The following is a 19,639-nucleotide window of genomic DNA, read 5'->3' as shown; positions in this document are numbered from 1 at the left end:
GCCGAGCGAAGACTCTCGGCATGGCAACCACCGACGTGCTGCTCGAAACCTCGTCCACAGGCGATTTCCTGGCCGGCGACGAATTCGTCGACCGCGAGGATCGCGCTGTTCGGAAGTTGGCGCTGGCGTTGCGGCAACAGACCGACAGCGACGTGTCCTTCGCCGAAGCCGCGTTCGAATGGGTGCGAGACGAGGTCGGACACTCCTACGACGTTCGGAATCCACGGGTCACTCTCACAGCCGGGGAGGTGCTCGCCCACCGCGCGGGTCTCTGTTACGCCAAGTCGCACCTGCTGGCGGCATTGTTGCGCACCGAGGGCATTCCGACCGGATTGTGCTACCAACGTCTCGAGCACGGTGGCGGACACGTATTGCACGGCCTGGTTGCTGTCCACCTCGGCGGCGCCTGGCACCGGCAGGATCCACGCGGCAACACCAACGGGATCGACGCGCAATTTTCACTCGGTACCGAACAACTCGCGTGGACGATCGACCGCACCCGAGGTGAGATCGACTATCCGCAGCTCTTCGTCTCACCAGCCCCGTGCGTCATCGACTCGCTTCGCGGTGCGACGGACGTGCTGACGCTCTACGGCGCGGGCCTGCCGACGGAACTCTGACGCCTCAGCTGACGGCTGCGCCACCAGTGGCACAGTGAGAGCATGCCTGGCGCTTACTGCTTCACCGAATACGGCGGACCCGAGACACAACAGTTCCTCGAGGGTCCGATACCCACACCCGGCCCCGGTCGGCTACTCGTCGCCGTTCGCGCCGCTGGGGTGAACCCTGCCGATTGGAAGGTGCGGTCCGGCGCCCGCAAGGCCACCGTCCCCGTGACGTTTCCTGCGGTTCTGGGTCGCGAGGTGTCCGGTGTCGTGACCGGCGTCGGCGAGGGAGTAGCCGGCTTCTCGATCGGCGATGCCGTGTTCGGTGCGACGGCCACCGGTTTCGGTGGATACGCCGAATACACCCTGACCGACGCGTCCTCCACCGCGCTCAAGCAGTCGGCCGTGTCGTTCGCGGACGCGGCGGTGATCCCCGTCGCCATCGGAACCGCCTACGACGCACTCGATCAGCTCGACCTCCCTGCGGGCTCGACGTTGCTGGTGGTCGGTGCCGGCGGCGGCACTGGGCAGAGCATGCTGCAGCTCGCCGCTCTGCGTGGTGTGTCGGTCACCGGTGTTGCCGGCAGCACCAAACGAGAACTCGTGGAATCACTCGGAGCTACGTGGGTCGGGTCGGGTGAGCATCTGCTTTCACGGGTGTCCGGCAACGTGGACGCGGTGTTCGACGCGGTCGGCGCCGAACTCGCCGCGCTCGTCACGCTTGTCACCGACCCGAAGCGGCTCATCAGTATCGGAAACACCGCCCGAGCACAGGAACTCGGCGGCTCGGGTGTCACACGCCGACGAACATCCGAGGTTTTCGCGGAGATCGCCGCACTCGTCGCAGCCGGTGAGGTCGATCCTCACGTCACGGCACGGTTGCCCCTCAGTCGTGCGGATGAGGCTCTCGCCCTGGTCGAGAGCGGGCACGCAACCGGCAAGGTCGTCATCGAGGTGTCGTGACGCTGCCTGGAAGGCAAGCGATTCCGTTACGCGTGTCACCAGCTCGAGCTACAGTGCTGCCCTACTGAGCTCGATGAGCGCCTGGGGGGACGCATGAATGTTCGTCGTTTGGCCGTGCTGGGGGTTGCTGCGGCGATGATGTCGACCGCTGCATTCGGGGGCTGTGGCGCCGTATTCGGTGAGTTCACGTCGGTGGCTCCGGCACCGGGCAGTCCGTCCCGCGCCGATATCGAGGCGCTGCTGACCGAAGTCGAGATCGCGGATCGCCGTCACAACGCGGCCGGATACGAGCGCGAGTGTTCCGGCGACAGCAGTTGCGTATTCGGCCCCGCCTGGACGGACGAGCAAGACGCACAGGGCGGCCATGACGGGTGCGACACGAGAAACAATGTCCTCGCGCTGAGCCTGCATTCCACCACGTTCAGAGAGGGAACCGGCGGCTGCGTCGTGGCGAGCGGAATCCTGCCCGACCCGTACTCGGGTGAGTCGCTGTCGTTCGACCGCTCGAACGCCAGGGCGGTGCACATCGACCACGTCTACCCTCTCGCGGCGGCCTGGGACATGGGCGCACACCGGTGGTCACGAGAATTGCGCATCCGGTTCGCCAACGACATCGCGTTCAACCTGCTGGCCGTCAATGGTCCGGACAACATGCGCAAGAGCGACGCCACCCCGTCCGAGTGGTTGCCTCCGACCCCTGCATATCACTGCTTCTACGCGGGAAAGTACCTGATGGTGGCGGTGCACTACGCACTCCCGATCACGCGTTCGGATGCCGAAGTTCTGCGGGAGGTCGCTCGCACCTGCGACTGACACCGGTTAATGCACTAACCATTCAGTGGCTAACACTTAGGGCATTAACTAAATGCTAGGCTTGCCGCATGACCACCGAACCCGCACCCGATCCACTCGCCCTGGACCGGCAGGTCTGCTTCGCACTCGCCGTCACGAACCGTGCGGTGCTGAGCATCTATCGGCCGATCCTGGCCCCTATGGGTCTCACCCACCCGCAGTACCTGGTGATGCTTGCCTTGTGGGAAACCTCCCCCATGTCGGTGAAGTCGATCGCCGCGGCCCTGCAACTGGATTCGGCGACACTCTCGCCACTCCTGAAGCGTCTGGAAGCATCGGGTCTCCTCGTTCGTACGCGTAGCCGAGAAGACGAGCGTCAACTCGCCGTCGAACTCACCGAATCCGGCCGAGCATTACGAGCCGAAGCAGAGAAGGTACCTCCCGCGGTCATCGCAGCGCTCGGCGTCGAACTCACAGAACTCGAGGAGCTTCACCGCGTCCTCACCCGCATCAATTCCGCCGCACACGCCTCCGGCGCACTCAACCCACTGGAGCAACGATCATGACCGAGCGACGACGCCCGAATCCGATTCAATGGCTGGGATACTGCTTCGGCCGCACCCTCCCCCACTCCATGCAGGACTGGGTACGCAACGACCTGGTGGGCGAGTGGGCTGTGCCGCGTCACCTCATCCGCGCAATGGTGCCCTTCCTCCCGATCTTTGCTGCCTTCTTCCTCTTCCCCGGCCCGGTGTGGCTGAACGCCTCGATGACCCTGCTCGGCGTCATTCTGGCGATGTTCTACAGCGTTGCCTACATGGCACAGAACAGATCCCGTCGCCTCGAGCGCCATGGTCTACCGCCGGATCTCGAGAGCCTGAAGGTGGCTCGCCGACGCGCCGGCGAGCAGGCGTCGTACGAGCGCCTGCATCCGCATTCGTGAACGTCGGGAAGCCGAGGCCAAAGGCACTAGACTCGGCACAATGATGCTCGACGGCACCGCGACGAACGGCATGGCGATCGACAAGGACACCCGCGTCTGCATCTCGTTGTCGGGGCGGCCGAGCAACATCGGCACCCGATTCCACAATTATCTCTACGCCGAACTCGGGCTGAACTTCCTCTACAAGGCGTTCACGACATCCGACCTCTCGGCTGCGGTCAGCGGTATTCGTGGTCTCGGAATTCGCGGGGCGGGGGTGTCGATGCCGTTCAAGGAACAGGTCATCGAATTCGTCGACGTCATGCACGATTCGGCGAACGCCATCGATTCCGTCAACACCGTCGTCAACGAAGAGGGCGTCCTGCACGCGTACAACACCGACTACGACGCGGTGGCAACTCTTCTGCGCGAGAACCGAATTCCCACATCACAGTCGGTTGCTGTGGCCGGAAGTGGCGGCATGGCGAAGGCGGTGGTGGCAGCGCTGCGGAATCACGGACTCGACGATGTCGTCGTGGTGTCGCGCAATGCCGACAGCGGCGCCGCCCTGGCCGAACACTACGGATTGTCGTGGCGTCCGGAGTTCGGCGACGACACCCGGGGTCTGCTCGTCAATGCCACACCGGTCGGAATGGCCGGGAGTGCCGAAGCCGCGCAGATGCCGTTCACGGCCGCGGCCGTGTCGGCAGCCGAGGCCGTGTTCGACGTCGTGGCGACGCCATCGAATACTCCCCTGATTCGCCGAGCGACCGACGAGGGCAAGACGGTTATCACCGGCGCCGCAGTCATCGCTTTGCAGGCTGCCGAACAGTTCGCGCTCTACACCGGTATCCGACCGACCGTCGATCAGATTCGCCGCGCATCGGAATTCTCGCGATCGTGATGGAAGGATCCGAAACACCGGCTCAGCGGTCGACGCGCAACTTCAACGAGTTGCTACAGGAATTGCGGGTCGCTCAGGCCGGGGTTCAGATTCTGTTCGCCTTCCTCCTGGCAGTAGCGTTCACTGAGGCCTACCGCGAGGGCACCGCCTACGTCCACGCGATACACATGGTCACCGTACTGTTCACGACCATCGCCGCAGCCTTCCGCATCGCGCCCGCGGTCTGGCATCGGGTGCTGTTCCAGCAGGGACGACGCGTACACATTCTGGCATTGGGGACGAGGTTCGCACTGATCGGAATGGCTTCTCTTGCCGCCGCCATGACCGGTACCGTGCTGTTGATATCCGAGGTGGTCGTCGGTGGGTGGATCGCAATGATGCTGGCAGCAGTATGCGCTGTCATGTTCGTGGCACTGTGGTTCGTGCTCCCGCACCGGCTCCGTCGCGACGAGGAATCCGCGGCATCGACCTGACACCGAAGTAGTGTTCTATCCGTGACCGACACCAAGCAGGCGCTGCCCGTCGCAGCCGACTTTCCCGCACTCTGGCCCGTTGCAACGCGGTGGGAGGACAACGACCATTACGGGCACGTCAACAACGTCACGTACTACTCGTACTTCGATACGGCGGTCAACGCCTGGCTCATGGACGCAACCGGTGTCGACATCCGCGAGCTTCCTGCCATCGGGATCGTCGCCGAAACGTCGTGCACATACCTGCAAGAACTCACGTTCCCCGACCGATTGCAGGTCGGATTGTCGATCGAGCGGCTGGGTACCCGCAGCATCGTGTACGCGTTGGCGATCTTCCGGGAAGACCGCAATTCACCCGCTGCAGGATTGGTACCGGCCGCACGCGGACGCTTCGTGCACGTGTACGTGGACGCGAGAACTCGTACGCCGGTGCCGATCCCACCGGAAATCCGTGACGCTGCCGCTAGACTGCTGGCGACGGACTCGAACTGACCGGGTACGCCACGAAGGCGATCAGGACAGCCCCTCCGTCTCCGCGGTGGACACTGCCCGCGCGATGATCCCGTCGACGAGCCTCGCGGTGGGTCCGCCGTGTTCCGCCTCGTTACGAGGATCGTCGAGAATCCGGCGGAGCACTCCTTCGGCGATGATCGACAGTTTCCACAGTGCGAGAACGTGCCAGTATCCCACTGCCGAAGCGTCTCTTCCGGTCTCGTGTGCATACGCTTCTACCAACTCGTTGCGGTTCGGGAAACCTTCGAGTGTCGATGCCATGAACGGGCCGGCAACGTGCTCATCGCCCGCCTCGGGCCAATAGGCAAGCAGCGCCCCGACGTCTGCCAGGGGGTCACCGAGAGTGCACAATTCCCAGTCCACCACCGCACGAACCGTGCCCTCGCTCGGTGAGACTATGACATTGTTCAGGTGAAAATCGCCGTGTACCAGCGATACTTCCGTCTGCTCGGGAATGTTGCGCTGCAACAACTCCGCAAGCCGCTCGACGTCGGGTACATCACGGGTCTTCGACTGCTCCCATTGCGTCGACCAGCGCTTGAGCTGACGTGCTGCGAAGGGCTTCGTACTGGCTAGATCGACGAGACCGGCGTCCTCGAGATCGACGGCATGAATCCGGGCCAGCGCTTTCGGCAGCGCCAGTCCGATCCCACGGCGCTGCTCCGGTGTGAGCTTGTCCGCGACAGGTACGCCGTCCACCACGACACCGTCGATGAAGCTCATGAGTACCAACGGTGCGTCGGTGATCGCCGGATCTTCGGTGAGGCCGAGGATCTTGGGGACGGGGACGGACGAGCCCTGCAATGCCGACAGAATTCGGTGTTCACGGACCACGTCGTGGGCCGACGACAGAATGTGCCCGAGAGGCGGTCGTCGCAGAACCCAGCGCCCACCATACGAATCCGAAACCGAATACGTCAGATTCGACTGACCGTTTCCGATCCGTTCGTAGGTCAGTGGCGCAACAGCACCCACTCCGAGTTCGGCGATCCACCCGGTCACGGCATCTTCGTTCAATCCCACGACAGTCACGCGCACGATGCTAACCGCTCGACACGCGAGATAGCGCGAGATCGCCAACGCCGGAAAATGTGGCGGTCGCCGCCTACTGTTGATCCGTCGTCCCATACCGCATGACACCGGTATGAACGACACCGACAAGAGACTCAGGGAAACCGGAGGCCGGACGTGAATGTAGTTCTCATCGTGTGCGCAATCCTGCTTGCCATTGCCGCGCTGGCGGTGAGTGTCCCGAAGCTGCGACTGGAGGGCACCGCATGGACCATGCTGCGCTCGAGAGGCTTCGTACAGAATCAGGTGCGTCTCATCGGCGGCGCCGAGATCGCCGGTGCTGCAGGTGTGCTCGTCGGACTTTTGGTGTGGCCGATCGGTGCCGTCGCAGCGGGCGGCCTTCTCCTCCTGGGGCTTGCCGCCGTCGGATTCCACGCCAAGAACGGCGATTACGGCAACCCTGACACCCGGGCCACGTCCCTGCCTGCGGTGTACTTCGCTGTCTTGGCCGCGGTCACGTTCGTACTCTTCCTGGTTTCCCACTAGCGCGCCTCGGAGAAGAACCACTGTATGACGAGCACGCAGTCCGTGGGCGGACGGTACATCAACGACCTACGCGTTGCCGACCACGCAGATCGGCGAGGTTTCCCTTTCGATCATCCTGTCGTACGACATCTCGTGGACGGGGTTCACAACTGTTCAGTGATTCGTGAGCAAACGTGATCGTATGTGTGTTTCACTGAGCATGTGAAGCTGGCTCAGTGGGCGCGTGCGAACGGTGTGCATCCGCAGACGGCGTAACGGTGGTTCCGGGAGGATCGGATGCCGGTGCCCGCACGCCGTCTGAATTCGGGCACGATCTGGGTCGAGACTCGGGCGGCTGACGAGACTGGCCGGACGGTTGTCTATGCGCGAGTTTCCTCGCACGATCAGCGAGCTGACCTGGACAGGCAGGTCGCTCGGCTCGCCGACTGGGCCACGGCGAACGGCCACACAGTGGGCGAGGTGGTCACCGAGGTCGGATCCGGGCTGAACGGGAAGAGACCGAAGATCAGGAGGATCTTGTCGGACCCGTCTGCGACAGTGCTTGTCGTGGAGCACCGTGATCGTCTGGCCCGGTTCGGGGTCGAACATCTCGAAGCGGCCCTGTCGGCGCAGGGCCGGCGGATTGTGGTGACCGACGAGGGAGAAACCGACGACGATCTCGTGCGCGACATGATCGAGGTGCTGACCTCGATGTGCGCCCGGCTCTACGGTCGCCGCGGCGCCCGGAACCGGGCGATGCGCGCGGTCACCGCCACCAAGCATGACGACCCGGTCGAGGTGGCCCCCTGAATGGCCAGGTTCGAGATTCCTGACGGCGAGGCGGTGCAGGCATACACGTTCGCGCTCGATCCGACACCTGCCCAGGTGCAGGCGTTCAGGTCTCACGCGGGCGGGGCGCGCAAGGCGCACAACACGATGCTGGCCGCAGTGAAGGCAGTTATGGATCAGCGGGCCGCGGAACGCTCCTACGGGATCACCGAGGCCGATCTGACGCCCTCGGTGAACTGGTCACTCGCGGGGCTACGTAAGCAGTGGAACGCCCGTAAACACGAGGTCGCGCCATGGTGGCAGGAGAACTCCAAGGAGGCGTACAACACCGGTCTCGACGGCCTGGCTCGTGGCCTCGACGCGTGGGCGAAGTCCCGCAGCGGCCAGAGAGCAGGCAGAGCGGTCGGGTTCCCGAAGTTCAAGACCGCCCGGTCGCGCCGATCGGTGCGGTTCACCACCGGCACCATCCGGGTCGAGCCCGACCGCAAGCACGTCACCCTGCCCCGGTTGAAGCAGATCAAGACCCACGAGTCGACCCGGAAACTGGCCCGACGGATCGAAGCAGGTACCGCCCGGATCCTGTCGGCCACAGTGTCTGAGGACTCGGCGGGTCGGTGGCATGTGGCGTTTCAGGTCCTCGTGCAGCGCACGGTCGCGGTCCCCGGGCACGTCAGAGCGGGCGTACCGGTGGTGGGTGTCGACGTCGGCGTGAAAGCCGACTCGCTGCTGGTGGTCGCCGCCCCGGACGGGGGTGAGGTCGGCCGGGTACCGGCACCGAAATCGTATGCACGAACTCAGGCCAAGCGCCGTGCGTTGCAGCGCCGGGCAGCGCGCCAGCAGGGCCTCTACGATCCGGTCACGAAGACCAGACGGCAACCGTCGAAGCGGTGGGCCCGGACCCAGGCCCGGATCAACACGACCCACGCCCGCGCTGCCGCCGTGCGCCGCGACGTGCTGCACAAGGCCACCACTGCCCTCGCCCAGCAGCATCGGGTGGTCGTCGTGGAGACACTGAACGCGGCCGGCATGCGGAGTGCCGGAGGTAGCCGGAAGAAGGGCCTGAACCGGGCACTGTCCGACGCCTCCCTCGCCGAGATCCGGCGGATGCTCGGCTACAAGACCCGCTGGTACGGCTCGACCCTGGTGGAAGCCGACCGATACTACCCATCGTCCAAGACGTGTTCGGGATGCGGTGAGCGAAAGCCAAGCCTCACCCTCGCCGAGCGAACCTACGTGTGTGAACACTGCGGCCTACAGATCGACCGTGACCGCAACGCCGCGATCAACCTCGCCCGGCTCGGCGAGACCCGTCCGGGTGAACAGAGCCCCGCCGGGAGTGGCCCGGTGGCAGGACGTGGAGCCACGCATGAGACCGAACCTGCGCGAGCAGGCGACGCAGCAGGCTACGAAGCGTCAACCCCGCACCTCACGGATCAGACGGGGACCGCCTCACCGCAAGGCGAGGCTGCCTGATGAACGAGCATGCTCACATCTGCTCACCAGAAGGCAACGGTGCATGGCCGTGCTTGCCCGGTTGGCAGAGCTGACAGCCGGGGATTGCCAGATCGTCGTTGCCACCCATTCGCCTATCCTGCTGGCGCTACCGGGAGCGACGATCTACGAAATCTCCGACGACGGGATGATCGACACCGTCGATTACGACGACGCCCTGCCCGTACGCATCACCAGAGACTTCCTCGCCCAACCGGATCGGTTTCTTCGCCACCTCATCGACTGAGCGGCCGACCACCGGCCAGCCGCTCGAGTAGCGGACCGAGACGCGGTCCGACGAGTTCCCGCATGACAAGTGCCATGTTCGTGCGTTCGACACCGGGTATTTCCAAGATCAGGCCGGCCAAGCGGTAGAGGTCGTCGGCATCCTTCGCCACGACCTTCACCGAAAGATCGGTCTCCCCCGTCATGCCCGACACCTCCACCACTTCCGGAATATCGGCCAACCGTTCCACGACGGCGTCGAGTCGGTGTTGGTCGACCCGCGTCGCGACGTACGCCGACAACGGGTAACCGAGAGCACTCGGGGCGACCCGCCGGTCGACCCCACCGAGCGCACCGGTCGACTCCCATCGCGCCAACCGCGCCTGCACCGTGTTTCGCGACAGGCCCAGACGCGCAGCCAACTCCACTCCCGTCGCCCGCGGACTCTCCGACAACGCGAGCAGCAGTCGGGCGTCGGTGGCATCCATAGTGGTCATGTTTCGCAGTATGCCAATGGCGCATCATCATTGGCTGGGCATTATGCACAATCTGTCGATCATCGCTTGCGCAATCCGCCCCAGCGTGGATGCTGTGAAGTAGGACACATTCAGGGCCGGACGGCCCCAAAGGTGAGCAGCCCACAAGGCCACCTCGCCGCCGAGGAGGTGTACCCGATGATCGACAAGATCCCGTACCCGATACAACTCGTCCAGCCCGACGGCAGGCGTGTTCACCGCCCCGACTACGCAGCGCTCGTCACAGATATCGGCCCTGATGCACTGCGCACTCTGTACCAGGACCTCGTCGTCACCAGGCGCATCGACACCGAGGCGACCGCCCTGCAGCGCCAGGGCGAACTCGGCCTCTGGGCTCCCATGCTCGGGCAGGAAGCCGCGCAGGTGGGCTCGGCACACGCCCTCGAACCGGGCGACTACGCCTTCACGAGCTACCGCGAACACGCCGTCGCCTACTGCCGCGGTGTCGCCCCGGAGTCGATGACGCGGATGTGGCGGGGGTGCGCACTCTCCGGCTGGGACCCGAACAGTGTCGGCGTCACCAACCCGGCAATCGTGGTCGGCGCCCAGGGCCTGCACGCGACCGGCTATGCGATGGGCGCGCACCTGGACGGGGCCGAAATCGCCACCATCGCCTACTTCGGTGACGGTGCAACCAGCCAGGGTGATATCGCGGAAGCACTCGGTTTCGCCGTCAGCTTCAACGCACCCGTCGTCTTCTTCTGCCAGAACAATCAGTGGGCCATCAGTGAGCCGGTGTCGCTGCAAAGTCCGGTGCCGATAGCGGGACGAGCGGCCGGCTACGGGATGCCCGCGGTCCGCGTCGACGGCAACGACGTACTGGCCGTCCTTGCCACCACCCGCGAGGCGACGCGCCGTGCACGCGATGGTGGGGGTCCCGCGTTCATCGAGGCCATCACCTACCGCATGGGCCCCCATACGACCTCCGATGACCCCACGCGGTACCGCGCCGCGGCAGAGACGGAAGCGTGGAAGTCGCGCGACCCGTTGCTGCGCATGCGACGCCTGCTCGAGCGCGAAGGGCTGTGGACCGACGAGTTCGACGGCACGGTGCGCGAGACCGCCGACGACGTGGCCCGGCGACTTCGCGCCGGCGCACGAGGTGCACCCGACCCGCACCCTGCGGCGCTGTTCGAGCACGTGTACAGCGAAGACCATGCCCTGATCGCGGAAGAACGCGCCGCGTACGCCGCGTATCTGAGCAGTTTCGGATCTCGGCAGGAGGTGCCGTCATGACCACGCTCGGTTTGGGGGCAGCGGTGGGCGCCGGATTGCGGCGCGCCCTCGAGCACGACGACAAGGTCATCGTCATGGGTGAGGACGTCGGCGCACTCGGTGGCGTCTTCCGAGTCACCGACACGTTGCAGAAGGACTTCGGGAGTGGCCGCGTCATCGACACCCCGCTCGCGGAATCCGGGATCATCGGTACCGCATTCGGATTGGCCCTACGCGGGTACCGTCCGGTCTGCGAAATCCAGTTCGACGGATTCGTGTATCCCGGTTTCGATCAGATCGTCTCGCAGGTCGCGAAAATTCACTACCGTACCGGCGGTGCCGTGCGGGCACCGCTGACCATCCGCATCCCGTACGGGGGTGGCATCGGCGCCGTCGAGCATCATTCGGAATCGCCGGAGACGTACTTTGCGCATACCGCGGGTCTGCGTGTCGTCAGCCCCAGCAACCCCGCGGATGCGTTCCACATGATCCAGCAATCCATCGCCTCCGACGATCCGGTGGTGTTCTTCGAACCGAAGCGCCGGTACTGGGACAAGGCCGACGTGGACATGGATGCGGCGCCCACGCTCGGGCTGCACACGGCCCGCGTCGTGCGCCGCGGCACGGACGTCACGGTCGTCACGTACGGCGGTACGGTCGCCACAGCGCTCTCGGCAGCCGACATCGCAGACGACGAGGGCCGCTCACTGGAGGTCATCGATCTCCGATCCCTCTCGCCGATCGACTTCGACACCGTCGAAGAATCGGTCCGACGGACGGGCCGCCTCGTCGTCGCACACGAGGCGCCGACGTTCCTCGGCTTGGGTGCGGAAATCGCGGCCCGAATCTCGGAGCGCTGCTTCTACCAATTGGAGGCACCGGTACTGCGCGTCGGTGGTTTCGACATCCCCTACCCACCTGCGAAACTGGAACTACACCACCTGCCCGACGCCGATCGACTGCTCGGTGCAGTCGATCGCAGTCTCGCCGCGTGAGATCGGAGGCAACCCGTCGTGGCCGAGGAATTCCGGATGCCCGACCTCGGGGAGGGGCTCACAGAGGCAGAGATCGTGTCCTGGTCGGTCGAGGCCGGTGACCACGTCGAACTCAATCAGGTCATCGCAGAAGTGGAATCGGCGAAAGCGCTCGTCGAGCTGCCGTCACCCCATGCGGGTGTGGTGGAGGCAGTTCTGGTCGACGCGGGCACCACGGTGCCCGTCGGTACCCCCATCGTCCGGATTCGCACCGACGATGCCCAAGTTTCCACTCTCGGCACACAGCCGCCCGCACATGACCAGCCGCCCGCCGAGGAGAACCCGGTACTCGTCGGCTACGGACCGGGCGCAGAGCCGGAAAGCAAGCGCCGGCGAACCCGCCGGACCCGTCCAGATTCGTCCAGCACCCCCAGACCGGACGCGACGCCCGCCGCTCGGCGCCTGGCCCGTGAGCGCGGACTCGACTTGTCGTCCGTGAGCGGATCGGGGCACGGCGGTGCCGTCACCGTCGGCGACCTCGACGCTGCCCCGGACAGCCGGTCGCGTCGCATCCCGGTACGCGGTGTGCGGAAGCAGATGGCCGCCGCCATGGTCGACAGCGCATTCACGGCGCCGCACGCGACCGTGTTCCTGACGGTGGACATGACTCGCTCGATGGATCTGCTCGGTCGGCTGCGAATGCACCCCGAGTTCGACGGACTACCGCTGACACCACTGACGCTGGTGGCCAAGGCAACGATCACGGCCATCCGCGGCCTACCCGAGATCAATGCATCGTGGGACGACGACTCGATCATCGTCCATCGCTCGGTCAATCTGGGTATCGCTGCGGCGACGTCCCGTGGGCTGGTCGTGCCCAACGTGAAGGATGCGCAGGCGATGACGCTCGTCGACCTGTGTCGAGCCATCGGTGAGCTCACCGATGCGGCGCGCAGCGGCAAGGCCACTCCCGGAGATCTGATCGGCGGCACCATTTCCATCACCAACGTCGGATCGTTCGGGGTCGATGCCGGCACTCCTGTCCTCAATCCCGGCGAGGCGGCCATCCTGTGCCTGGGCCGGGTGGCGAAGCGTCCCTGGGTTGCGGAGGGCAAGCGTGAAGAAGGAGAACTGACGGTGCGGGATGTGACGACCCTGAGTCTCACGTTCGATCACCGTGTGATCGACGGTGAACAGGGTTCGATGTTCCTCTCGAGGGTCGGTGCCATGCTCACCGATCCCGCGGACCTGATCGCCCATCTATGATTTCGGTCACGTCTGATCGGGATCACAGTTACATCTCATTGTGTGTTCAGAATTTGGATGCATGATATAGGCGTGACTGCACTCGACCCCACCACTGACACGGAGACCCGACTGCGTCACAGCGTTCGCCGATTGACTTTCGCGATCGTGGGCGCGGTGGCCCTGTTCGTCCTGTACTCCGTCCAGCCCACCAGTAGCCCGATCGCTCTACCGAGCGCACTGCGGCCTCTCGCAGAAGCGGTCATCGCACCCGTGAACGTCACCACAATGCTGGTAGCGACGACCGCCATGGCCGTTGTGGCGATGGTTCGCACGCTCCCCTACGGCGTCGGTGCCGTACTGACGCTGTCCATCGGGGCCAATGTCACCTCCGCGGGCATTCGCACCTGGGTCGGGGACGAGGCGTCGTGGGTCCTGTTGCCCAGTGGGCATCTCGTTGCCGTCGCTGCGGTGTTGGGGGCGGCACTGCTCGTCGCGGCTCCGCGCTTCGTTCCGGCGATCCGTGGACTCGGATTCGTGACGGTCGTGGCCACCGCGGGCGCTGCGGCAATGGTCGGACCGACATCCGCGTTCGGTCTGGTAGCCAGCCTCGGGATCGTCGCCGTGTGGTGGCTCGTTGCCTCCACCGTGATGCTCTACTCCCCCGACGCCAAGAAGCGTGAGGCGCTCCGGCCGGACACAGCAGCCATGGCGTTGTCTCGCCGCCGGTACTGAAAAACCCCTGTGAGCGGCTAGCGAGTCCGGAGACTCGCTAGCCGCTCACAGGGGGCGAAGCCCTGCTACAGGGCCTTCAGTTCCTCGGTGACCTCGCCGACCATCTTCTTGGCGTCACCGAACAGCATCGACGTCTGGTCGAGCGTGAACAGCGGATTGTCGATGCCGGCGTAACCGGCGCTCATCGACCGCTTCATCACGATGACCGACCGAGACTGATCGACATTGAGAATCGGCATGCCGTAGATCGGGCTCGACGAATCCAGCCGCGCAGCTGGGTTCGTCACGTCGTTCGCGCCGATGACGATGGTGACATCGGTGCGGCCGAACTCGCCGTTGATGCCGTCCATCTCCTTCATCGCGTCGTATTCGACGTCGGCTTCGGCAAGCAGGACGTTCATGTGGCCGGGCATACGACCGGCGACCGGGTGAATCGCGTACTTGACCTCGACGCCACGCTCTTCGAGCAGCGCCGCCATCTCCTTGACAGCGTGCTGTGCCTGCGCCACGGCCAGACCGTAGCCGGGCACGACGATGACCTGGTTGGCGTATGCCATCTGGATTGCAGCGTCGGATGCGGAGGTCGCCTTGACGGTGCCACCACCGAGGCCGGCCACAGCGCCGCCCTCGTCGCCGCCGCCGAACGCACCGAACACGATTGCCGGGATCGAGCGGTTCATGGCCTTGGCCATCAGGTTGGTCAGGATCGTGCCGGACGCGCCGACAATCATGCCGGCGACGATCATCGCCTGGTTGTTCAGCGCCAGACCGGCAGCTGCAGCGGACAGACCTGTCAGGGCGTTGAGCAGCGAGATGACCACGGGCATGTCGGCACCGCCGATCGGCAGCACGACGAACAGACCCATCAGGCCCGCAACGACGAGCAGCAGAACGATCCACCACGATGCCAGTGGCTCGCCATCGGCACTGATGCCGATGTACACGGCAATCGCGATCGAGGCGAGTACCAGCACGATGTTGGCGAGCTGGAACAGCTTCGCCGCCGAGACCAGCCTCTTCTCGAGGTTCTTGTTGAGCAGTTCCTGCAGCTTCGCGAACGCGACGAGCGAGCCCCAGAAGGAGATCGAGCCGATGATCGCAGCGAACAGCGAGCCGACGATCATGGTGACGGTCGGTTCGTCGTCGAGGGTGGTGAAGCTGGACGAGTCGAGAAACTCGGCCCACGCGATCAAGGCCACGGTGCCACCGCCGACGCCGTTGAACAGCGCGACCAGCTGCGGCATGGCCGTCATCTTGGTCCTGAGTGCGGGCGGGACGCCGAGGATTACGCCGACGGCCAGGCCGCCGATGATCAGGCCCCAGTTGTCGGTCTCACGGATGTCGATGAGCACTGCGATGACCGCGATGCCCATACCGACGGCGGCAATGTAATTGCCGCGCACTGCCGTCTTCGGGCCGGTCAGACCCGACAGGCCGTAGATGAACATCGCAAACGCGACGATGTACAGGACGGAGACGAGGTAGCCCATCAGGCGTCAGCCCCCTTCTTCTCTGCATCCGTGTCGGACACGGGCTTCTTGGGCTTGAACATGCCGAGCATGCGATCGGTGACGACGAAGCCACCGACGACATTCAGCGTGCCGAACACCAGGGCGACGAACAGGATGATCTTGATTCCCCAGTGAGCGTCACCGGGCAGGTGCCCGAGGACCACCAGGGCGCCGAGCACGACGATGCCGTGAATGGCGTTGGTACCGGACATCAGCGGCGTGTGCAGCGTGTTCGGAACCTTGGAAATAACGGCGAATCCGACGAATCCGGCAAGGACCAGAATCGCGATGTTCGCAAGCAGTTCGTTGTACATCTAGACGTTCTCCTCAGTCCGCGTCACGCATGCACCCGCAAGGATCTCGTCCGAGAAGTCGGGGGCGAGCGCGCCGCTCTCGTCGAGCAAGAGCTCGATCAGCGCGGACACGTTCTTCGAGTACAGCTCCGATGCGTGTTCGGGCATCGTCGCCGGAAGGTTCAGCGGCGAGCAGATGGTGACGCCGTGCTTGACCACGGTCTCCCCCGGTTCGGTGAGCTCGCAGTTGCCTCCGGTCTCGCCGGCAAGGTCGACCACCACGGAGCCGGGCTTCATGCCCTCGACGGCCGCCGCGGTGACCAGGCGCGGTGCCGGGCGTCCGGGAACGAGTGCGGTGGTGATGACGACGTCGAATCCCTTGATGGCATCTTCGAGCGCCTGCTGCTGCCGGGCACGCTCGTCGTCGGTGAGCTCACGGGCATATCCACCCTCACCGGCTGCGTCGATGCCGAGATCGAGCCACTGTGCGCCCACCGAGCGAACCTGGTCGGCCACCTCCGGGCGCACGTCGTAGCCGGTCGCACGACCGCCGAGTCGCTTTGCCGTGGCCAACGCCTGCAGGCCGGCGACACCGACACCGAGCACCAGCACAGTTGCCGGCTTGACGGTCCCGGCCGCCGTGGTGAGCATCGGAAAGAACCGAGTCGACTCGGATGCGGCCACGATGACGGCTTTGTAGCCGGACACGTTCGCCTGCGACGACAGCGCGTCCATCCCCTGCGCACGTGAAATGCGCGGGATCGCCTCGACTGCGAACGCTTCGACGCCTGCCGACTTCAGGTCGGCGATCCGGTTGTCCTCGTTGCGTGGAGCCAGGAATCCGATGAGGGTCTGCCCCGAACGGAATTTCGACACCTCGTCGGGTGACGGCGGCGCCACCTTGACGACCACGTCCGCTGCCCACGGGTCGCCGATCGACGCTCCCGCGTCGACATACGACTCGTCGGGGATGAGTGCGTTCACCCCTGCTCCGGCTTCGACAACCACGTCGAAGCCCTTGCCGATCAGCGGTGCCACAACTTTCGGCACCATTGCCACTCGACGCTCGCCGTCGCCCGTTTCACGAACGACGCCGACCGTCGGGCGCGGCGAAGCCACGCTCTCCGATGTATCCATTCTCCGACTTCCTGCGGTTGACGGTGATCAGCTGCACACGGGCAGCGACCATCCTGTGACCGGCGGAATCCAAAACCGCCTCTGGAAAAGAATTCGAATGATGATAGCCAGACCTACCCTTGGGTTCGACCAGCTTTCGTGATCACAGTTCCCTCTGAATCGAGTCCGAACAGCCGTTCTCACACATTCCGCACCCCAAATGTGAGACCGCTCACATGGTATCGCGACGTACTCTGAGGTAATGGGACCGGAGGTGAATCGATGAGTGAACCGACCGTGAAAATCGAACGCGTCTACGACCACCCCGCCGACGAGGACGCCCTGCGGTTGTTCGTCGACCGACTGTGGCCGCGCGGCATGCGCAAGGACGCGTTTCATTACGACGATTGGGCGAAGGATCTGGCGCCGTCGCCGAATCTGCGTCACTGGTATGCACACGACACCACGTTGTTCTCGGAGTTCAAGAAGAAGTACGTCGCCGAACTCGAGTCGGAAGACGGCCACCGCGCGGTGGAGCGGGTGCTGAAGTTGGCGGACGGACGCCCGCTGGTCCTGCTGACTGCGACCAAGGATGTGGACCACAGCCAAGCGAGCGTTCTGGCCGAGTATCTGCGGGAGAGATCGTGAACTCCAGTGAGCCCGAAAGCCGTTACCCGGAAACAGATTTTGGGGGCGATCCGGTGTGTTGGCTCGACCGGGTGTGCCCTGACTGCGGCGCGTTCCTCACCGATGGTGCAGACTCGGAGTGTCCCCGCTGCGCAACAGATGTCGTTGACCGTGGTCGGTGAGGAAGCACACCACCGGAACTCTGGCTAGGAGACGTCCATGACACGCACTGCCGTACTGGAGGCACTTCTCGAGCAGTGGACCGCCCTCGACTCCGTGCTGACGGATCTCGCGGCGGACGATTGGTACTGCCCGAGCGCACTTCCCGGTTGGACTGTCCATGATGTCGTTGCCCACATCATCGGTACGGAGTCCATGCTCTCCGGCATTTCCCCGCCTCGTACTTCGATCGACGTGCATTCGCTTCCCCACGTCCGCAACGAGATCGGTGCGTTCAACGAGGAGTGGGTGGAAGGCCTGCGGGGCGAGTCCGGCGCGGCAATGCTCACGCGGTTCCGCGAAACCGTTTCACGTCGCCGTGCCGAGTTGACCGCAATGACGGACGAGGAGTTCGACGCCGAGACCACCACCCCTGTCGGCCTTGCCCCGTATCGACGGTTCATGCGTATCCGGGTCTTCGACTGCTGGATGCACGAACTGGACATCCGCGATGCCATCGGCAAGCCCGGGAACGAGGACGGTGCGCGGTCGGAGATAGCGTTCGAGGAGCTGGTGGCAACGCTCGGCTACGTCGTCGGCAAGAAGGCGAAGGCACCGGATGGCTCACGTGTCGCGTTCGAACTCTCGGGCCCCCTCGGACGCAGCGTCTTCGTTGCGGTGGACGGACGGGCGTCCGTGGTCGCGGAGTTGCCGTCCGCTGCCACCGTTTCCGTACGCATGGACGGTCGGTTGTTCACGCGCCTGGCCGGTGGCCGGGCCTTCGCCTGGGATCACGGTGACGACATCGAACTCGTCGGCGACAAGGCACTGGGAAAGACCATCGTCGACAACCTCGCCTTCACGATCTGACCAGCCTTCACGATCCGATCATGCGATTGTTTCTGTCTTCGTACCGGTTCGGTGCGAATCCCGACCGTTTCCGCGCACTGCTCGACAGCGGTGCGCGGGTCGCGGTGATCGCGGCGGCGGCCGACGCGTGGCCGGCCACGGCTCGCGCCTCGGCGGTGGTCAGCGATATCACACCGTTGCGGCGTTTGGGGTATCGGGCCGAAGAGGTGGATTTGCGGCAGTTCGTCGGACGCCCGGACGCCCTCGCCGACCGCCTGGCCCCGTTTCGAGCGGTGTGGGTTCGGGGTGGCAACACCTTTGTTCTCCGTGCCCAGATGGCACGCAGTGGTGCAGATGGGGTGATTCGCGACCGCGTACGTAGCGGTTCGCTCGTATATGCGGGCTACAGTGCGGGAGCATGTGTGGCGACGCCGACGCTACTCGGGTTGGACGCGAGTGACGATCCGGGCGAGGTACGCCCGACGTGCGCTGTCGAACCGTTGTGGGACGGTCTGGGGTTTGTCGATTTCGCAATAGTGCCGCATTCTCCCGCACCGGGTACGGGCGCAGCAGACGTGTCGCTGACCGATCTGGCAGAAGTGAACCGCACGATCGCCACCTTGCGATCCGCTGGGGTCGTCTACCGAACCCTGACCGACGACGACGCGATCGTCGTGGACGGCGACAGTAGCCTGTCCGACTGAGTCAGCCGAAGACGGCGACGGGTTCGACCACACGGTCGAGTGATTCCCAGACGAGGTTGCACCGCCTGGTGGTGATCTCGTCGGCCTCGGCGAGGAGCGCATCGAGGAAGGCTCGGGGCTTCTGCTGCCACTCACCTTCCATGATGTCGACCTCGGCGTTGGTGAAGAGACCGGAACCGGCGACGGCGAACAGCCATTCGCCGAACTCGCCACGATGAATCTGCTCGATCAGGTCGTTGTCGACGCCACCATCGATGAACTCGTCAGAGAACATGGCCGATACGTAGCTGTGGGCATCCCCGGTCGTAGCAATCATCAGTGCGGTCCTTCCGTGGTTGGTACGTGCCACCGGATTCATGGTCTCTCTCACATTTCGAAGAAGTACCAAGATTCGGTGTAACGCCTCGCCTCTGTTCGACGATGGAGACGCTAACCCGTAGAACACTCAATTTGAATTGCGTC

The 19,639-nt window shown here is 64.7% G+C and carries 24 protein-coding genes and 1 pseudogene; 19 read left to right on the top strand and 6 right to left on the bottom strand.

Annotated elements, in window-relative coordinates:
• Positions 1-20 precede the first annotated feature (20 nt).
• The 8 genes from ACZI8Q_RS07085 to ACZI8Q_RS07050 all read left to right on the top strand — a co-directional run bounded on the left by ACZI8Q_RS07085 (position 21) and on the right by ACZI8Q_RS07050 (position 5,151).
• Positions 21-620, top strand: a complete 600-nt coding sequence (locus ACZI8Q_RS07085) for a transglutaminase-like domain-containing protein (RefSeq protein WP_463372792.1) — start codon at positions 21-23, stop codon at positions 618-620.
• A gap of 42 nt (positions 621-662) precedes the next feature.
• Positions 663-1,568 carry an NADP-dependent oxidoreductase gene (locus ACZI8Q_RS07080; RefSeq protein WP_463372791.1) on the top strand — a complete coding sequence of 302 codons (906 nt, stop codon included), beginning with the start codon at positions 663-665 and terminating at the stop codon, positions 1,566-1,568.
• A 93-nt stretch (positions 1,569-1,661) separates the two neighbouring features.
• Entirely contained in the window at positions 1,662-2,381 is a 720-nt protein-coding gene (locus tag ACZI8Q_RS07075) for an HNH endonuclease family protein (protein ID WP_463372790.1), read from the top strand.
• A 68-nt stretch (positions 2,382-2,449) separates the two neighbouring features.
• Positions 2,450-2,926, top strand: a complete 477-nt coding sequence (locus ACZI8Q_RS07070; protein WP_463372789.1) for a MarR family winged helix-turn-helix transcriptional regulator — start codon at positions 2,450-2,452, stop codon at positions 2,924-2,926.
• Positions 2,923-3,303: a DUF5313 family protein gene (locus ACZI8Q_RS07065; protein WP_463372788.1), complete on the top strand. Its 381-nt coding sequence runs from the start codon at positions 2,923-2,925 to the stop codon at positions 3,301-3,303. Before ACZI8Q_RS07070 ends, ACZI8Q_RS07065 begins: the two co-directional genes overlap by 4 nt.
• 40 nt (positions 3,304-3,343) lie before the next feature.
• A complete protein-coding gene (locus tag ACZI8Q_RS07060) occupies positions 3,344-4,186 on the top strand; it encodes a shikimate 5-dehydrogenase (RefSeq protein ID WP_463372787.1) in 843 nt (280 codons plus the stop codon).
• Positions 4,186-4,659, top strand: coding sequence for a DUF6328 family protein (locus ACZI8Q_RS07055; protein WP_463372854.1), 474 nt, complete (start codon positions 4,186-4,188; stop codon positions 4,657-4,659). Before ACZI8Q_RS07060 ends, ACZI8Q_RS07055 begins: the two co-directional genes overlap by 1 nt.
• 21 nt (positions 4,660-4,680) lie before the next feature.
• On the top strand, positions 4,681-5,151 hold the full coding sequence (locus ACZI8Q_RS07050; protein WP_463372786.1) for an acyl-CoA thioesterase: 471 nt from the start codon (positions 4,681-4,683) through the stop codon (positions 5,149-5,151).
• A gap of 21 nt (positions 5,152-5,172) precedes the next feature.
• On the opposite strand, the gene ACZI8Q_RS07045 is transcribed toward ACZI8Q_RS07050, so the two are convergent.
• A complete protein-coding gene (locus tag ACZI8Q_RS07045) occupies positions 5,173-6,204 on the bottom strand; it encodes a phosphotransferase family protein (protein WP_463372785.1) in 1,032 nt (343 codons plus the stop codon).
• A gap of 156 nt (positions 6,205-6,360) precedes the next feature.
• Between ACZI8Q_RS07045 and ACZI8Q_RS07040 the strand changes: the two genes are divergently transcribed.
• From ACZI8Q_RS07040 to ACZI8Q_RS07025, 4 genes and pseudogenes are all read left to right on the top strand, one after another.
• Complete coding sequence (locus ACZI8Q_RS07040; RefSeq protein ID WP_463372784.1) at positions 6,361-6,729, top strand: DoxX family protein; 369 nt, start codon at positions 6,361-6,363, stop codon at positions 6,727-6,729.
• Positions 6,730-6,930: 201 nt separating this feature from the next.
• Positions 6,931-7,518 (top strand): annotated as a pseudogene (locus tag ACZI8Q_RS07035) (IS607 family transposase).
• Complete coding sequence (gene tnpB / locus ACZI8Q_RS07030; RefSeq protein WP_463372783.1) at positions 7,519-8,970, top strand: IS607 family element RNA-guided endonuclease TnpB; 1,452 nt, start codon at positions 7,519-7,521, stop codon at positions 8,968-8,970.
• A 43-nt stretch (positions 8,971-9,013) separates the two neighbouring features.
• A complete protein-coding gene (locus tag ACZI8Q_RS07025; RefSeq protein ID WP_463372782.1) occupies positions 9,014-9,235 on the top strand; it encodes a hypothetical protein in 222 nt (73 codons plus the stop codon).
• Here the strand turns inward: ACZI8Q_RS07025 and ACZI8Q_RS07020 are convergent.
• Complete coding sequence (locus tag ACZI8Q_RS07020; RefSeq protein WP_463372781.1) at positions 9,225-9,710, bottom strand: Lrp/AsnC family transcriptional regulator; 486 nt, start codon at positions 9,708-9,710, stop codon at positions 9,225-9,227. The two genes, ACZI8Q_RS07025 and ACZI8Q_RS07020, sit on opposite strands and share 11 nt — an antisense overlap.
• A 177-nt stretch (positions 9,711-9,887) precedes the next feature.
• Between ACZI8Q_RS07020 and pdhA the strand changes: the two genes are divergently transcribed.
• The 4 genes from pdhA to ACZI8Q_RS07000 all read left to right on the top strand — a co-directional run bounded on the left by pdhA (position 9,888) and on the right by ACZI8Q_RS07000 (position 13,918).
• A complete protein-coding gene (pdhA, locus tag ACZI8Q_RS07015) occupies positions 9,888-10,985 on the top strand; it encodes a pyruvate dehydrogenase (acetyl-transferring) E1 component subunit alpha (protein WP_463372853.1) in 1,098 nt (365 codons plus the stop codon).
• Positions 10,982-11,959, top strand: coding sequence for an alpha-ketoacid dehydrogenase subunit beta (locus ACZI8Q_RS07010; RefSeq protein WP_463372780.1), 978 nt, complete (start codon positions 10,982-10,984; stop codon positions 11,957-11,959). The genes pdhA and ACZI8Q_RS07010 overlap by 4 nt, the downstream gene beginning before the upstream one ends.
• Positions 11,960-11,977: 18 nt before the next feature.
• On the top strand, positions 11,978-13,204 hold the full coding sequence (locus ACZI8Q_RS07005; RefSeq protein WP_463372779.1) for a dihydrolipoamide acetyltransferase family protein: 1,227 nt from the start codon (positions 11,978-11,980) through the stop codon (positions 13,202-13,204).
• A 72-nt stretch (positions 13,205-13,276) separates the two neighbouring features.
• On the top strand, positions 13,277-13,918 hold the full coding sequence (locus tag ACZI8Q_RS07000; protein WP_463372778.1) for a hypothetical protein: 642 nt from the start codon (positions 13,277-13,279) through the stop codon (positions 13,916-13,918).
• A 65-nt stretch (positions 13,919-13,983) separates the two neighbouring features.
• On the opposite strand, the gene ACZI8Q_RS06995 is transcribed toward ACZI8Q_RS07000, so the two are convergent.
• The 3 genes from ACZI8Q_RS06995 to ACZI8Q_RS06985 are packed head-to-tail and all read right to left on the bottom strand — an operon-like array spanning position 13,984 to position 16,859.
• Positions 13,984-15,408 carry an NAD(P)(+) transhydrogenase (Re/Si-specific) subunit beta gene (locus ACZI8Q_RS06995; RefSeq protein ID WP_463372777.1) on the bottom strand — a complete coding sequence of 475 codons (1,425 nt, stop codon included), beginning with the start codon at positions 15,406-15,408 and terminating at the stop codon, positions 13,984-13,986.
• The gene (locus ACZI8Q_RS06990) at positions 15,408-15,743 is read right to left on the bottom strand and encodes an NAD(P) transhydrogenase subunit alpha part 2 (RefSeq protein WP_463372776.1); all 336 of its coding nucleotides are present in this window, start codon (positions 15,741-15,743) and stop codon (positions 15,408-15,410) included. Before ACZI8Q_RS06990 ends, ACZI8Q_RS06995 begins: the two co-directional genes overlap by 1 nt.
• Positions 15,744-16,859 (bottom strand): Re/Si-specific NAD(P)(+) transhydrogenase subunit alpha, encoded by a 1,116-nt coding sequence (locus ACZI8Q_RS06985; protein WP_463372775.1) that lies wholly within the window; start codon positions 16,857-16,859, stop codon positions 15,744-15,746. It abuts the gene before it with no gap.
• A gap of 261 nt (positions 16,860-17,120) precedes the next feature.
• Here ACZI8Q_RS06985 and ACZI8Q_RS06980 point away from each other — a divergent pair, with 261 nt between their 5' ends.
• The 3 genes from ACZI8Q_RS06980 to ACZI8Q_RS06970 all read left to right on the top strand — a co-directional run bounded on the left by ACZI8Q_RS06980 (position 17,121) and on the right by ACZI8Q_RS06970 (position 19,177).
• Positions 17,121-17,486 carry a DUF488 domain-containing protein gene (locus tag ACZI8Q_RS06980; protein WP_463372774.1) on the top strand — a complete coding sequence of 122 codons (366 nt, stop codon included), beginning with the start codon at positions 17,121-17,123 and terminating at the stop codon, positions 17,484-17,486.
• Positions 17,487-17,684: 198 nt separating this feature from the next.
• Positions 17,685-18,494 carry a maleylpyruvate isomerase family mycothiol-dependent enzyme gene (locus tag ACZI8Q_RS06975; RefSeq protein WP_463372773.1) on the top strand — a complete coding sequence of 270 codons (810 nt, stop codon included), beginning with the start codon at positions 17,685-17,687 and terminating at the stop codon, positions 18,492-18,494.
• Positions 18,495-18,514: 20 nt separating this feature from the next.
• Positions 18,515-19,177, top strand: coding sequence for a Type 1 glutamine amidotransferase-like domain-containing protein (locus ACZI8Q_RS06970; protein ID WP_463372772.1), 663 nt, complete (start codon positions 18,515-18,517; stop codon positions 19,175-19,177).
• Between the two features lies 1 nt (position 19,178).
• Here ACZI8Q_RS06970 and ACZI8Q_RS06965 read toward each other — a convergent pair whose 3' ends face one another.
• Positions 19,179-19,493, bottom strand: a complete 315-nt coding sequence (locus ACZI8Q_RS06965; RefSeq protein WP_463372771.1) for a hypothetical protein — start codon at positions 19,491-19,493, stop codon at positions 19,179-19,181.
• Positions 19,494-19,639: the final 146 nt, after the last annotated feature.

This window comes from Rhodococcus quanlei (genome assembly GCF_055231015.1).
The sequence above is the reverse complement of the archived record's forward strand: the minus strand, read 5'-3'. Positions and strand labels throughout refer to the sequence as shown.

Excerpts from the sequence above, each read along its gene's own strand:
- ACZI8Q_RS07085 (WP_463372792.1), top strand. The coding sequence starts at position 21 with ATGGCAACCACCGACGTGCTGCTCGAAACCTCGTCCACAGGCGATTTC.
- ACZI8Q_RS07080 (WP_463372791.1), top strand. The coding sequence starts at position 663 with ATGCCTGGCGCTTACTGCTTCACCGAATACGGCGGACCCGAGACACAA.
- ACZI8Q_RS07075 (WP_463372790.1), top strand. The coding sequence starts at position 1,662 with ATGAATGTTCGTCGTTTGGCCGTGCTGGGGGTTGCTGCGGCGATGATG.
- ACZI8Q_RS07070 (WP_463372789.1), top strand. The coding sequence starts at position 2,450 with ATGACCACCGAACCCGCACCCGATCCACTCGCCCTGGACCGGCAGGTC.
- ACZI8Q_RS07065 (WP_463372788.1), top strand. The coding sequence starts at position 2,923 with ATGACCGAGCGACGACGCCCGAATCCGATTCAATGGCTGGGATACTGC.
- ACZI8Q_RS07060 (WP_463372787.1), top strand. The coding sequence starts at position 3,344 with ATGATGCTCGACGGCACCGCGACGAACGGCATGGCGATCGACAAGGAC.
- ACZI8Q_RS07055 (WP_463372854.1), top strand. The coding sequence starts at position 4,186 with ATGGAAGGATCCGAAACACCGGCTCAGCGGTCGACGCGCAACTTCAAC.
- tnpB (WP_463372783.1), top strand. The coding sequence starts at position 7,519 with ATGGCCAGGTTCGAGATTCCTGACGGCGAGGCGGTGCAGGCATACACG.
- ACZI8Q_RS07025 (WP_463372782.1), top strand. The coding sequence starts at position 9,014 with ATGGCCGTGCTTGCCCGGTTGGCAGAGCTGACAGCCGGGGATTGCCAG.
- ACZI8Q_RS07020 (WP_463372781.1), bottom strand. The coding sequence starts at position 9,710 with ATGACCACTATGGATGCCACCGACGCCCGACTGCTGCTCGCGTTGTCG.
- pdhA (WP_463372853.1), top strand. The coding sequence starts at position 9,888 with ATGATCGACAAGATCCCGTACCCGATACAACTCGTCCAGCCCGACGGC.
- ACZI8Q_RS07010 (WP_463372780.1), top strand. The coding sequence starts at position 10,982 with ATGACCACGCTCGGTTTGGGGGCAGCGGTGGGCGCCGGATTGCGGCGC.
- ACZI8Q_RS06995 (WP_463372777.1), bottom strand. The coding sequence starts at position 15,408 with ATGGGCTACCTCGTCTCCGTCCTGTACATCGTCGCGTTTGCGATGTTC.
- ACZI8Q_RS06990 (WP_463372776.1), bottom strand. The coding sequence starts at position 15,743 with ATGTACAACGAACTGCTTGCGAACATCGCGATTCTGGTCCTTGCCGGA.
- ACZI8Q_RS06985 (WP_463372775.1), bottom strand. The coding sequence starts at position 16,859 with ATGGATACATCGGAGAGCGTGGCTTCGCCGCGCCCGACGGTCGGCGTC.
- ACZI8Q_RS06980 (WP_463372774.1), top strand. The coding sequence starts at position 17,121 with ATGAGTGAACCGACCGTGAAAATCGAACGCGTCTACGACCACCCCGCC.
- ACZI8Q_RS06975 (WP_463372773.1), top strand. The coding sequence starts at position 17,685 with ATGACACGCACTGCCGTACTGGAGGCACTTCTCGAGCAGTGGACCGCC.
- ACZI8Q_RS06970 (WP_463372772.1), top strand. The coding sequence starts at position 18,515 with ATGCGATTGTTTCTGTCTTCGTACCGGTTCGGTGCGAATCCCGACCGT.
- ACZI8Q_RS06965 (WP_463372771.1), bottom strand. The coding sequence starts at position 19,493 with ATGATTGCTACGACCGGGGATGCCCACAGCTACGTATCGGCCATGTTC.